Below are 12103 nucleotides of genomic sequence, written 5' to 3'. Positions count from 1 at the left end.
TGGACATAACTTTCGTCGCGGACATCGATCGCTCGTTCGCAAGATGCGTCCGAACGGGGCGCCAATACACAAAGCGGTCCGCAAAGGCAAGTCACCGCGCCGTCGGGCCACTTAACCCAAATTTCACCGCTTTGCGGGCAATATGGCGCGGATGGTGGGGAATGATGACATGAACGTGACGTCGCAGCAGGTCGATCGCAGCACTGGCGCGAAACGCGACATCGTCGCCGGCGGCATCGTCGTCGCGGCGATCCTGCTGTTCGTCGGCACCGGCAGCACGGTTTTGCAGGCGGTTGTCCACACGCTGATCGGCATCGGCGGCGGCCCGGACCGTGCGCTCGCCGCCGCAACGGTGCTCAATGTCGCGCTGATCCTGTTCGGCTGGCGCCGCTATGAAGACCTGAACCGCGAAATCCGCGAGCGGACCGAGGCCGAACAGCGGGCGCGCTATCTGGCCGACACCGATCCGCTGACCGGCTTTCTCAACCGCCGCTCGCTGCTGGCGACCGGTCAGCAGCAGATCGCCTACGCGGTCGCGGGCAAACGGCAAGTTGCGCTGTTCCTGCTCGATCTCGACCATTTCAAGACCGTCAACGACATCCATGGTCATGCCGCAGGCGACCGCGTGTTGCAGGTCGCGGCCGAGCGCATTTCGGCGATCCTGCCGCCGAACGCTACCAAGGCGCGGCTGGGCGGCGACGAATTTGTTGCGATGCTCGCATTCGAACCGTCGGCCCGCGCGACCATCGACGCGCTTGCGGCGGAACTGGTCGCGGCGCTCGAAAATTCTGTCATGCACGACGCGCAGCAGATCCGCATCGGCGCATCGCTCGGCATTTCGCTCGCCGACGATGCCAGCGTGACGATGGAAACCATGGTCCGCCAAGCGGATATCGCGATGTATCATTGCAAGGACGAAGGTCGAAACCGCTTCTGCTGGTTCGAACCCGGTATGGAAATGGCGGTGCAGGTCCGCAACCAGATCGAAACCGGCATCCGCGAAGGCATGCCGCGCGGCGAATTCGTGCCGCATTTCGAACCGCAGGTCGATATCGCCAGCGGCCGGCTGGTCGGTTTCGAAATGCTGATGCGCTGGGAATCGCCCGAATATGGCATGATCCCTCCCGAACGCTTTATCCCGGTCGCCGAGGAAAGCGGGCTGATCGGCGAATTGTCGTTGCAGGTGATCCGCGCCGCGATGGAAAGCGCCAAGCGTTGGGATCCCTCGATCCTGCTCGCGGTGAACATCTCGCCGCAGCAACTGAAAGACCCTTGGTTCAGCCAGAAGCTGACGAAGCTGCTGGTCGAGGTTGGATTTCCCGCGAGCCAGCTCGAGGTCGAAATCACCGAAAGTTCGTTGTTCGAAAATCTGCCGCTGGTCCGTTCGATCGTCACCAGCCTGAAGAATCAGGGCGTATCGCTCAGTCTCGACGATTTCGGCACTGGTTACAGCTCGCTGTCGCACCTGCGCGCGCTACCGTTCGACCGGATCAAAATCGATCGCAGCTTCGTCGCCGCGATGCGCGGCAGCCCAGACGCGCAGGCGATCATCGTTGCGATCGTCCGGCTGGGCGAAAGCCTGGCGATGCCGATCACCGCCGAAGGGGTCGAGGACGAGGCGACCGCGATCGAACTGACGCGGCTCGGCTGCGCCAAGGGTCAGGGGTGGTATTTCGGCCGCGCCGCGTCCGCCGCCGACACCGAACGCCTGCTCGCCGACCGCGGGTTGCTCCGCGCACCGATACTGCCGCCGAAGAGCCCCGATACGGGTTCGGACACGGCGGGCGCTGAGCCACTGCGCAAGACGGCGTGATTTAGTCGTCCCCTCCGCGGGGGCGACGGTGCTGGCCGCATCGCTAGACTTCCCTGCCTAGCCCCCTTACATGCGCGATCATGGCGGACCGCTTCACCAAGATGCACGGGCTGGGCAATGATTTTGTCGTCATCGACGCGCGGATAAGCGCCGTCGAGATGACGCCGGCGCGCGCGCATGCGATCGCTGACCGGCGCCATGGCATCGGGTGCGACCAGCTGATCCTGCTCGAACCGTCGGCGAGCGCCGATGTGAAGATGCGCATTTTCAACGCCGATGGGGGCGAGGTCGAGGCATGCGGCAACGCGACGCGCTGCGTCGCGACGCTGATCGGCCAGCCTGCAGTGATCGAGACATTGGGCGGCATGCTGCGCGTGACCCCGGCCGACGGCGGCGCCGAAGTTGTGCTGGGCGAGCCGTCGTTCGACTGGGAACTGATCCCGCTCGCGATGCCGATGGACACCCGCGACATGCCGGTTGCCTGGGACGAACTGGAGCATGGCACGGCGGTCAACGTCGGCAATCCGCATATCGTTTTTTTCGTTCCCGAGGCCGATGCCGTCGCGCTCGACGAACTCGGCCCGCGGATCGAGACCGATCCGCTGTTTCCCGAACGCGTCAACGTCAATGTCGCCAGCCTGGACGGCGACAACCAGTTGCAGCTGCGCGTGTGGGAGCGCGGCGTCGGGCTGACCCAGGCCTGCGGCACCGGCGCCTGCGCCACCGCGGTCGCGGCGATCCGCGCCGGGCTGGTACAATCACCCGTTACCATCGCGCTGCCCGGCGGCGACCTGATCATCCGCTGGGCGCCGGGCGAACCGATCGTGATGAGCGGCGCGGCGACCCGTGTTTATGACGGCGAGACCGACTGGGCGCAGTTCGGATGAGCGTGAAAGTTGCGGACGGCCCGGAGGTCGTCAACTTCGGCTGCCGGCTGAACATCGCCGAGGGCGAGGCGATCCGCGCGGCGGCGGCCGAGGCTGGCGCGCGCGACGCCATCGTCTTCAACAGCTGCGCGGTGACCGACGAAGCGGTTCGGCAGGCACGGCAGGCGGTGCGGCGGGCGCTGCGCGAACGGCCGGGGGTCGAGGTTATCGTCACCGGATGCGCGGCGGAGCTGGAGGCGGAGCGGTTCGCTGACATGGGCGCGCGGGTCGTGCGCAACGACGCCAAAGGACTGGCACATAGCTATGATCCCGGCGCGGTGTCCCTGCGAAGGCAGGGACCCATCTCCGGTGGTCGCGACATGGGACCGACCGGTGATGGACCCCTGCCTTCGCAGGGGAACAGGTCACCCTACACCCCCGCCCTCTCCGGCGCCGACCATGCCCGCGCCTTTCTGGGCGTCCAGACGGGTTGCTCGCACAGCTGCACCTTCTGCGCGACGGTGCTCGCGCGCGGAACCGCGCGGTCGGCGACTGTCGAAGCGGTTACGGAAACCGCGCGGATCGCGCTGGACCGCGGTCAGCGCGAGATCATCCTGACCGGGGTCGATCTCGCCAGCTATGGCGACGATAGCGGTACGACGCTGGCAACGCTCGTCGAAGCCCTGCTCGCGCTGCCGATCGAACGCCTGCGCCTCTCGTCGCTCGACCCGAACCGCATCCACGACCATCTGTTTGCGCTGCTGACGCAAGAAGCGCGGGTGATGCCCCACGTCCACCTGTCGCTGCAGGCGGGCGACGACATGGTGCTGACGCGCATGAAGCGCCGCCACCGCCGCACCGATGCCGTCGCGCTGGTAACGCGGCTGAAGACGGCACGACCCGAGATTGCGATCGGCGCCGACCTGATCGCCGGATTTCCGACCGAGGACGAGATGATGTTCGCCAATTCACTGGCCCTGATCGACGATTGCGACATCGTCTTTGGCCATATCTTTCCCTACAGCCCCCGCGCCGGGACTCCCGCCGCGCGCATGCCGCAGGCCGGCCGTGCAGTCGCTCGCGAGCGCGCAGCGGCGCTGCGCGAAGCCAATTCGCGCCGTCGCGATGTATGGATGGACGCACAGATCGGCCGAATGACGAACATGCTGGTCGAGCGCGACGGGCGGACCGGCCATGCCGAGAATTTTGCCGCGCTGACGCTGACCACTACAGCAACCGCCGGATCGATCGTGCCGGTGCGGATCGGCACGCGCGACGGCGACCGCATGACGGCGGAGCAGGCAGCATGAGCGGCACCAGTTGGAGCGACCGACTGCTCGGCGGTTTCAAGCGCACGTCGGAGCGGCTGGGCGAAAATCTCGCGGGCCTGACCGGCAAGGCGCGCTTGGGGGACGATGATCTCGATCGCATCGAGGAAGCGCTGATCACCGCCGACCTGGGTCCCGCCATGGCGGGCCGCATCCGAGAGCGCCTTACCGCGCGGCGCGATGCGGTCGCTGGCGGGGTCGAGGAACTGCGCAAGATCGTTGGCGAGGAAATCGCCGCGGTGCTGCGCCCGGTTGCGCAGCCGCTCGACATCGACGCCTTTCCGCGCCCGCAGGTCATTTTGGTGATCGGGGTCAACGGATCGGGCAAGACGACCACGATCGCCAAGCTGGCGCATCTGTTCCAGGAACAGGATTATGGCGTGATGCTGGTCGCGGGCGACACCTTTCGCGCCGCGGCGATCGGCCAGCTGAGAGTGTGGGCCGAGCGGCTGGGCGTCCCGATCATGGCGGGGCCCGAGGGCGGCGACAGCGCGGGCATCGTGTTCGACGCGGTGAAACAGGCGACCGCGACGGGCATCGACGTGCTGATCGTCGATACGGCGGGACGGCTTCAGAACAAGCGCGAGCTGATGGACGAGCTAGCCAAGATCAAGCGCGTGCTCGGGCGGCTTAACCCTGCAGCGCCGCACGATGTCGTACTCGTGCTCGACGCGACGACGGGGCAGAATGCGCTGGCGCAGATCGACGTGTTCCGCGAGGTCGCGGGCGTCACCGGGCTGGTGATGACCAAACTCGACGGCACCGCGCGCGGCGGGGTGCTGGTCGCCGCCGCCGAACGCCACGGGCTTCCCATCCATGCGATCGGCATCGGCGAAACGATAGAGGATCTACGTCCCTTTGACGCGGACGAGATCGCGGGCATTATTGCAGGAAATATTCGATGAGTGACGTGCTTCCCGGTGGCCCCGAGCCGGTCACCGCCCTTCCGCCCGCCAAGAACGGCTGGCTGAATTACGCGATCGATTACGCGCCGCTGCTGATCTTTTTCATCGCCTATAAACTCTCTTCGGGCGGCGACGGCGCATTTGCGGCGACGACCGCGGCGATCAAGGGAACCATCGCCTTCATGGTGGCGATCGTTATCGCGATGGCGGTGTCCAAATGGAAGCTCGGCAAGATTTCGCCGATGCTGTGGATGTCGAGCGTCCTCGTCCTTGGCTTTGGCGCGCTGACCATCTGGTTCCACGACGAACGCTTTATCGTGATGAAGCCGACGATCATCTATGCCGCTTTCTCGGTCCTGCTGCTCGGCGGCTGGTGGTTCGGCAAGCCGATGCTGAAATATCTGCTGCAATCGGCGCTGGAAGGGCTGACCGACCGCGGCTGGTTGCTGCTGTCGCGCAACTGGGGGCTGTTCTTTGGCGTGCTCGGGATCGCCAATCACATCATGTACGAGATGATCCAGGCAAAGCAGATGAGTTTCGACCTGTGGCTGACGATCAAGGTGTGGGGCGTCACCGCGCTGTCGTTCCTCTTCACCTTCGCGCAAGTGCCGGTGATGCTGAAGAACGGCCTCGCGATCCCCGACGAGGCAGCAACCGACAAAAGTTGAGTCCGGCCCCCGACGCTGGCATAGCGATGGCGTTCGGCACCGGGTCGCTTCCCGTGCCGTAAAAAACAGGGGGAACTGCCATGGATAAATTTTTCGGAAACCTGCACGCCGTGTTGGGTGCGGGCCTCGTGCTCGCGATCATATTGATGCTGTGCCTGAACGGCCAGAATTTCGAGGACGGCATCTCCGCCGCCAATGCGGTTATGCGCTGGCTGCACACCTTCTTTGGCGTGCTGTGGATCGGCCTGCTTTACTATTTCAACTTCGTCCAGATTCCGACGATGCCGAAAATCCCGGCCGAGCTGAAACCCGCGGTCGGCAAGCATATCGCCCCCGCTGCGCTGTTCTGGTTCCGCTGGGCTGCCGCTGCAACGGTCGTGCTGGGTCTGGCGATCGCGGGTCACGCGAAGTATCTGGCCCCCGCGCTCGGGCTGCAAGACCCGTATAAGCTGATCGGGGTCGGCATGTGGCTGGGGCTGATCATGGCGTTCAACGTGTGGTTCGTGATCTGGCCGAACCAGAAAAAGGCGCTGGGCATCGTCGAGGCCGACGACGCGACGAAGGCCAAGGCCGCGAAGACCGCGATGATCTTTTCGCGGACCAACACCTTGCTGTCGATCCCGATGCTATATGCGATGGTGAACTTCAGCTAAGCTGGCTGGTAACGGTTATCGAAAGGGCGCTCGGGGAAACCGGGGCGCCCTTTTTCCTTGTCCCGCTCCCGCCTGCGGGAGGGGATATCAGCTTATCCCTCGATCGCCGCCTTGTGAATCCGGCCGTTCGTCACATAATGCGAAACGCCCAGCTGCATGCCCGCCGCCTGCGCATCGTCGATATCGCGCACTCGCCGTGCCGGGGCGCCGGCCCAGAGTTCTCGGTCGGGAATTTCCTTGTTCTCGGTCAGCAACGCGCCCGCCGCGAGCATCGCGTCGCTGCCGATGCGGCAGCCGTTCATCACCGTCGCTTTCAGACCGACAAAGGCCCGGTCCGCCAGCACGCAGCCGTGCACCATCGCCATATGGCCGATCAGTACATCTTCGCCGATGATCGTCGGAAAGCCTTCGGGTCGATGCGGCATCGGGCCGTCGCAATGGACGATGCTGCAGTCCTGGATGTTCGAGCGTGCGCCGACGACGATGCGGCTGACATCGGCGCGCAGCACGCAATTATACCAAATGCTGACGTCGGGGCCGATCGTCACATCGCCGATGATCCGGCACCCCGGCGCAATAAACGCGCTGGGGTCGATCTGCGGCGTCTTGCCGTTGACGGTGATGATACTGACGTCGGTATAGGTCATTCGCGCTTTCCGATCAGATGGCCCCAAAGCAGGACCGGCAACGTCGAGGCATAATCGTCGGTCCACCGTTCGAAACCTTTGCGCGCTTCGAGCGGAACCCAAGCGCCATCCTCGGCCGCGTCCTTGCGCGGGCGCAGGCGACCGGTCAATTGTGCCATTCGCTGCGGCGTCGCGGTCAGCGCGACCCAGTTCGACCCGGTCAGATCGTCGATACCCTCTACGGATGGCCCCGGATCGAGCCGGATCGCCGCCGTCCAGCCGCGCGCACCGGCCTCTGCCGCAAGTACCGGTTCGAGCCCGAAAAACCGATTCGAGATATGAACCAGCAAAATGCCATCGGGTTTGAGCGCGCGTTTGTAGATGCCGATCGCTTCCTTGGTCAGCAAGTGCAGCGGGATTGCGTCGGACGAAAAGGCGTCGATGACAAGGATGTCGAACCGGCCCGCCGGCTGCTGGGCGATCTGTAACCGCGCATCGCCGATGACGATCGGCGTGTCGCCGGCGCAATCGGACAGGAAGGTGAATTTGGCGGGATCCACGCGCAATGTCGACCATCACCGGGTCGATTTCGAAGATCGTCCATTGCTGTCCCGGCTGGCGATAACAGGGCGAGTGTCCCTGCCCCCAGCCCGACGATGCCGATCGAGGCATTCGGCCCCGCCAGCGCCCCGGCCTTGCCCAGCGTCAGGCCGACGCCAGATTTGGGACCATAATAGGTCGTCGGCTCGCGGCGGTGCGCCGGATCGGTGCGCTGCAGTCCGTGCAGCGTTGTGCCATGCGCCAGCCGGCGCTGCTGCTGGGCGGGATAATCGGTGACGGTATAGACCCCGAAATAGCTGCGCACGCGTGCGCCGGTAAAGCTTTCCTGCACCGTGTCCCAGCCACCGACACCGATCATCAGCAGTGCGAGAACCGTCACAAAGGCCCAGCGCCAGCCGATGACGAGCAGGCCGATTGTAAAAATCGCAATACCCCAAGCCGCCGTCGATCCCTCCAGAACGCCGCCCCAGCCCTCGACCATGCGCCAGCAGGCAAACGTCGCGATGGCGACGAGCACTGCGGCTGCAATCCGCGCGTGGATCGGCGACAGGCGCAGCCAATTGTCCCACGGCAGCAGCGCAGGAAGCGGCAGGAGCGCGGCGGCCGCGAGGACGAGCAGCGGATGTTCATATACCCAGTCGAACAGCAACGGGGCGAACAAGGCCGCGAACAAGCCACCGAGCACGCCGCCCGCCGACATGATGAGATAGAATAGGGTCAGATGCTGCGGTGCGGGGCGAAGGCGATAAAGATAGCCGTGCAGCGCGGTTGCGACGACGAATAGCATCGCGAGGCTGGCGAGTGCGACCATCATCGACCCGCCCCCCGAACTGAGCAGCGCCAGCCCGCCGACCGCCAGCAACACCGCTGGCGCGATAAACGTAATGACTTCGGTCAGCCGCTCCATCGTCGAAAAGGCGATCACGAAGCTGAGCAGATAGAGCCCGAGCGGCAGCACCCAGAGCAAGGGCATCGCGACGATATCGGTGGTGAGATGCGTCGTCGTCGACAGCATCAACCCCGACGGCACCGCGGCGATCAGCAGCCAGTGGAGCTGACGCCGCTTGGTCGGACGCGGTTCGGCGGATGCCACCGCCTCCTCATGCGCTTCCGCGCCGCCATGCCAGCGCGCCGCGGCACTCGCCGCGACGAGCAGGACGAGCAGCGCGTAACCCGCGGTCCAGCCCCAGCTTTGCGCGGCAAGGGGCAGCGCCGGTTCGACGAGCGCCGGATAGCTGATCAGCCCCGCGAAGCTGCCGAGGTTCGACGCCGCATAGAGATAATAGGGATCGCCCGCGCGCGCATCAGCAGCGAACCAGCGCTGCATCAGCGGCGCTTGCGCCGAGACGACAAAGAAGACGGGACCGATCGACGCGAGCAGCAGCAACGGCACCCAAAGCGCCTCCTGCCCCGGACCCGGCGGCGCGATCTGTGCGATGCCGATAGGGAGCCACAGCGCGGCGACGAGGAACAGCGCGACATGGATGATCGCCTGGCGCCGCACGTCGAAGCGGCCCAGCCAATGCGCATAGGCATAGCCGCCGAGCAGCAACGCCTGATAGACGAGCATCGCGCTGTTCCATACCGCGGGTGCCCCGCCCAGCTTGGGCAGCACCATTCGCGCCACCATCGGCTGGACCTGAAACAGCAGGAAGCTGCCGACCAGGATTGTCAGCACGAAAAGCCAGCGCCGCGGGAACGCAGTCATAAAGTCCACCCTTGTCGATTATTGGCCCAGCAGCCGCGCTGCATCCAGCGCGTGGTAACTCAAAACCCCCGATGCCCCAGCGCGTCGGAAGGCCAGCAACGTTTCGAGCACCAGTGCGTCGCGGTCGCCCGCGCCCGCCGCCGCGGCAGCCTCGATCATCGCATATTCGCCCGACACCTGATACGCATAGACGGGCACCGCAAAATTCGCCTTCACCGCGGCGACAATATCGAGATAGGGCAGCCCCGGCTTGACCATCACGCTGTCGGCGCCTTCGGCGAGATCCTGCGCGACTTCGCGCAGCGCCTCTTCGGCGTTGGCGGGGTCCATCTGATAGGTCTTCTTGTCCCCCTTCAGCAGCCCGCGCGAGCCGACCGCGTCGCGGAACGGACCGTAAAAGGCCGAGGCATATTTCGCAGCATAGCTCATGATCTGGACATGGCCGAAACCCTCGACCTCCAGCGCTTCGCGGATCGCACCGATGCGGCCGTCCATCATGTCGCTGGGCGCGATGATGTCGGCGCCGGCGCGCGCTTGGTTGAGCGCCTGCCCGACCAGCACATCGACCGTTTCATCGTTCAGCACATAACCGCTATCGTCGATCAGCCCGTCCTGCCCGTGGCTGGTGTAGGGATCGAGCGCGACGTCGGTGAGGACGCCAATGTCGTCGCCGAGCGCTTGCTTGACCGCGGCGACCGCGCGGCACATCAGATTGTCGGGATTGAGCGCCTCGTCGCCCTCCGCGCTGCGCCGGTCGGACTGCGTGTAAGGAAATAGCGCGAGGCACGGAATGCCCGCGGCCACCGCATCACGCGCGCGATCGACGATCCGATCGACCGACCAGCGCGACACGCCGGGCAGGCTGGCGATCGGCTCCTCGGCGTTCGATCCATCGCAAACGAAGAGCGGCCAGATGAGGTTCGATGGCGACAGCGTCGTTTCGCGCACCATCGCACGGCTCCAGCCAGTACGGCGGGTGCGGCGCAGGCGCAGGTCGGGAAAAGCGGCTTGGGTCATGCGGGGTGCATAGCGGGGTGCGGGCGCGGGGCAAATGGATATTGGCCGAACCCTCCCCTCCCGCTTGCGGGAGGGGCAGCGAGACTTGCCGGTTTACCGGTTAGTCGCAGCGGGGTGGGTAGGGCGCGGAGTGTCATGGCCCACCCCGCTGCGACTAGCGAACAAGTTCGCAAGTCTCGCTGCCCCTCCCCTGAAGGGGAGGGGATAAAATCCTCAGATACCACCCTCGGCGCGTTTCGAAGCGACATCGGCTAGGCTACCCAGCTTTGGCGTTTCGACCTGTTTCGGCGCGATCGGGGTCAGCGCGGCGCCCGGCGCGGTCGATGTCAGCGCGCGGATGCGGGCGCGGAAATCGGTGAGCGCCTTGCCATCGAGCAGCGCGCGGGTGACGAAGGTCACCGACGCCGGGTTCACCGCGCGGCCGTTGCGATAAAGCTCATAGTGAAGGTGCGGACCGGTCGACAGGCCGGTCGAGCCAATGTAGCCGATAACCTGGCCGCGCGTGACGCGCTGACCGGGGCGCACCGCGATGCGGCTCATATGGCCATATCCGGTCCCGAGGCCATTGCCGTGGTTGAGCTTTACATAATTGCCGAAGCCGCCGTGGCGGCCGGCGATCGTCACGACGCCGTCGGTCACGGCATAAATCGGCGCACCATAGCCGCCGCCGAAATCCATCCCGCTGTGCATCCGCCGATACCCCAGGATCGGGTGACGCCGCATGCCAAAAGTCGATGTGACGCGGCCATTGCTGGGGCGTGCCATGCCGCCGCGTTGTTCACCGACGCCCGATGCCTCGAACCATTGCACCCGGCCATCGACGTTCCATTCGAGCATCGATAGTCTGGGCTTTCCGCCGCGGATCAGCCCGGCATAGAGCAGCTTGCCGGTTTCGCTCTCGCCGGTCTCGGCGCGGCGATAATCCACGATGATATCATATTCATCGTTGGCGCGAATGTCGCTGCCGACCGAAATCTGGCGGCCGATCACGCGGAGATACGACTGGATTGCGGTGGCAGGCGCCCCGGCGGCGCGTGCTGAACGATACAGGCTGTCGCCGACCCGGCCGCGGATGCGCAGCGGGGTGGTGTCGACCGCAATCGGGATCCGCCGCATCACCAGACGGTCGCCCTCACGCTCCATTTCGATGCGCAGGTCAAAGCGCGCGCGCATCGCCAGCGCCTCGACCGGGCGCGGCATCGTGCGCGCGGCGCGGCGACCGAGGATCAGGTCGATCCGCGTCCCGGGCGCGATGTCGGCGAGCGGCACCGCCGCCGCGACCTGGTTCGCCAGCGCCTGCGACTCGCCGCTGCCGACGCCCGAGCGTTCGAGCAGACGGGCGAAGCTGTCGCCGCTGCCCAGCGTGGCGGTGAGTTCGATCTGCGGGCGTTCAGGGGTCTGGGTCAGCGGACGCACCGCGTCGGTCGCCGCCATGTGCCGCCCGGTATCACCACCCAGTGCCAGCGGGACGATCATCTGGGCACGCGCTTCGTTGAAATCAGCGGCGTCGAGCGCGGGGGTTCCGCCGACAGCCAGCGGCTGGATGCCGGGGAAGGTTGCGATCGCCGTGCCGCAGAGCAGGGTTAATGTCGCGAGCCCGCGCCACCATTCGGCCGACCCGATGTTGTTGCCAAGGTCCGGGACAAGGTCGAGCGCGGCCAGTCGGTCGCGCCAACCGAGCGATTCCGAATCGGCAGCGGCGCGGCGCAGCGGGATCGCTTGCGACATCGTGAGCGCGGCCGCATTGCCCGACATTCCCGCGATGGGTTCGTGACGCTGAAACAAATTTGCAACCCCCGCTCGGCCAGCCGCGCAATTCCCGGCTGCCGAATGATGTTTTCGAACCATTGTCTGTAAAGAAAGGTCGTTAAAGTCAATTTAATGGGGAATTTGCCGCCGAAGGTTGCGGCAAGTCGTGGCGAGGCCGGGACATGATGCGGCGCCGAAAGAAAAGTCAC

General features: G+C 65.4%; 11 protein-coding genes. 6 read left to right on the top strand and 5 right to left on the bottom strand.

Annotation, left to right across the window (positions count from 1 at the left end; all coding sequences use genetic code 11):
• Nucleotides 1-169: 169 nt before the first annotated feature.
• From ACQY6T_RS16285 to ACQY6T_RS16260, 6 genes are all read left to right on the top strand, one after another.
• A complete protein-coding gene (locus ACQY6T_RS16285; protein ID WP_428632470.1) occupies nucleotides 170-1813 on the top strand; it encodes a putative bifunctional diguanylate cyclase/phosphodiesterase in 1644 nt (547 codons plus the stop codon).
• Between the two features lie 80 nt (nucleotides 1814-1893).
• Complete coding sequence (gene dapF / locus ACQY6T_RS16280; protein WP_428632468.1) at nucleotides 1894-2700, top strand: diaminopimelate epimerase; 807 nt, start codon at nucleotides 1894-1896, stop codon at nucleotides 2698-2700.
• A complete protein-coding gene (locus tag ACQY6T_RS16275; RefSeq protein ID WP_428632466.1) occupies nucleotides 2697-3989 on the top strand; it encodes a MiaB/RimO family radical SAM methylthiotransferase in 1293 nt (430 codons plus the stop codon). The genes dapF and ACQY6T_RS16275 overlap by 4 nt, the downstream gene beginning before the upstream one ends.
• On the top strand, nucleotides 3986-4912 hold the full coding sequence (gene ftsY / locus ACQY6T_RS16270; RefSeq protein ID WP_428632465.1) for a signal recognition particle-docking protein FtsY: 927 nt from the start codon (nucleotides 3986-3988) through the stop codon (nucleotides 4910-4912). The genes ACQY6T_RS16275 and ftsY overlap by 4 nt, the downstream gene beginning before the upstream one ends.
• Entirely contained in the window at nucleotides 4909-5580 is a 672-nt protein-coding gene (locus tag ACQY6T_RS16265; protein ID WP_428632464.1) for an inner membrane-spanning protein YciB, read from the top strand. Before ftsY ends, ACQY6T_RS16265 begins: the two co-directional genes overlap by 4 nt.
• An 80-nt stretch (nucleotides 5581-5660) precedes the next feature.
• Nucleotides 5661-6233, top strand: a complete 573-nt coding sequence (locus ACQY6T_RS16260; protein ID WP_428632462.1) for a urate hydroxylase PuuD — start codon at nucleotides 5661-5663, stop codon at nucleotides 6231-6233.
• A gap of 92 nt (nucleotides 6234-6325) precedes the next feature.
• On the opposite strand, the gene ACQY6T_RS16255 is transcribed toward ACQY6T_RS16260, so the two are convergent.
• The 5 genes from ACQY6T_RS16255 to ACQY6T_RS16235 form a co-directional block, all read right to left on the bottom strand.
• Complete coding sequence (locus ACQY6T_RS16255) at nucleotides 6326-6880, bottom strand: gamma carbonic anhydrase family protein (protein ID WP_428632460.1); 555 nt, start codon at nucleotides 6878-6880, stop codon at nucleotides 6326-6328.
• Nucleotides 6877-7341 carry a hypothetical protein gene (locus tag ACQY6T_RS16250; protein ID WP_428632696.1) on the bottom strand — a complete coding sequence of 155 codons (465 nt, stop codon included), beginning with the start codon at nucleotides 7339-7341 and terminating at the stop codon, nucleotides 6877-6879. Before ACQY6T_RS16250 ends, ACQY6T_RS16255 begins: the two co-directional genes overlap by 4 nt.
• Nucleotides 7260-9128, bottom strand: coding sequence for a hypothetical protein (locus ACQY6T_RS16245; protein WP_428632459.1), 1869 nt, complete (start codon nucleotides 9126-9128; stop codon nucleotides 7260-7262). Before ACQY6T_RS16245 ends, ACQY6T_RS16250 begins: the two co-directional genes overlap by 82 nt.
• An 18-nt stretch (nucleotides 9129-9146) precedes the next feature.
• Nucleotides 9147-10145, bottom strand: a complete 999-nt coding sequence (gene hemB, locus ACQY6T_RS16240; RefSeq protein WP_428632457.1) for a porphobilinogen synthase — start codon at nucleotides 10143-10145, stop codon at nucleotides 9147-9149.
• A gap of 213 nt (nucleotides 10146-10358) precedes the next feature.
• Nucleotides 10359-11900 carry a M23 family metallopeptidase gene (locus ACQY6T_RS16235; RefSeq protein WP_428632456.1) on the bottom strand — a complete coding sequence of 514 codons (1542 nt, stop codon included), beginning with the start codon at nucleotides 11898-11900 and terminating at the stop codon, nucleotides 10359-10361.
• Between the last annotated feature and the right edge of the window lie 203 nt (nucleotides 11901-12103).

It is taken from the genome of Sphingopyxis sp. (assembly GCF_965279725.1).
Classification (GTDB): domain Bacteria; phylum Pseudomonadota; class Alphaproteobacteria; order Sphingomonadales; family Sphingomonadaceae; genus Sphingopyxis.
Note: the sequence above shows the minus strand (reverse complement) of the source record. Positions and strands in the feature narration are given on the sequence as shown.

Coding starts and splice junctions, on each gene's coding strand:
- ACQY6T_RS16285 (WP_428632470.1), top strand. CDS start 170: ATGAACGTGACGTCGCAGCAGGTCGATCGCAGCACTGGCGCGAAACGC.
- dapF (WP_428632468.1), top strand. CDS start 1,894: ATGGCGGACCGCTTCACCAAGATGCACGGGCTGGGCAATGATTTTGTC.
- ACQY6T_RS16275 (WP_428632466.1), top strand. CDS start 2,697: ATGAGCGTGAAAGTTGCGGACGGCCCGGAGGTCGTCAACTTCGGCTGC.
- ftsY (WP_428632465.1), top strand. CDS start 3,986: ATGAGCGGCACCAGTTGGAGCGACCGACTGCTCGGCGGTTTCAAGCGC.
- ACQY6T_RS16265 (WP_428632464.1), top strand. CDS start 4,909: ATGAGTGACGTGCTTCCCGGTGGCCCCGAGCCGGTCACCGCCCTTCCG.
- ACQY6T_RS16260 (WP_428632462.1), top strand. CDS start 5,661: ATGGATAAATTTTTCGGAAACCTGCACGCCGTGTTGGGTGCGGGCCTC.
- ACQY6T_RS16255 (WP_428632460.1), bottom strand. CDS start 6,880: ATGACCTATACCGACGTCAGTATCATCACCGTCAACGGCAAGACGCCG.
- ACQY6T_RS16245 (WP_428632459.1), bottom strand. CDS start 9,128: ATGACTGCGTTCCCGCGGCGCTGGCTTTTCGTGCTGACAATCCTGGTC.
- hemB (WP_428632457.1), bottom strand. CDS start 10,145: ATGACCCAAGCCGCTTTTCCCGACCTGCGCCTGCGCCGCACCCGCCGT.
- ACQY6T_RS16235 (WP_428632456.1), bottom strand. CDS start 11,900: ATGTCGGGCAATGCGGCCGCGCTCACGATGTCGCAAGCGATCCCGCTG.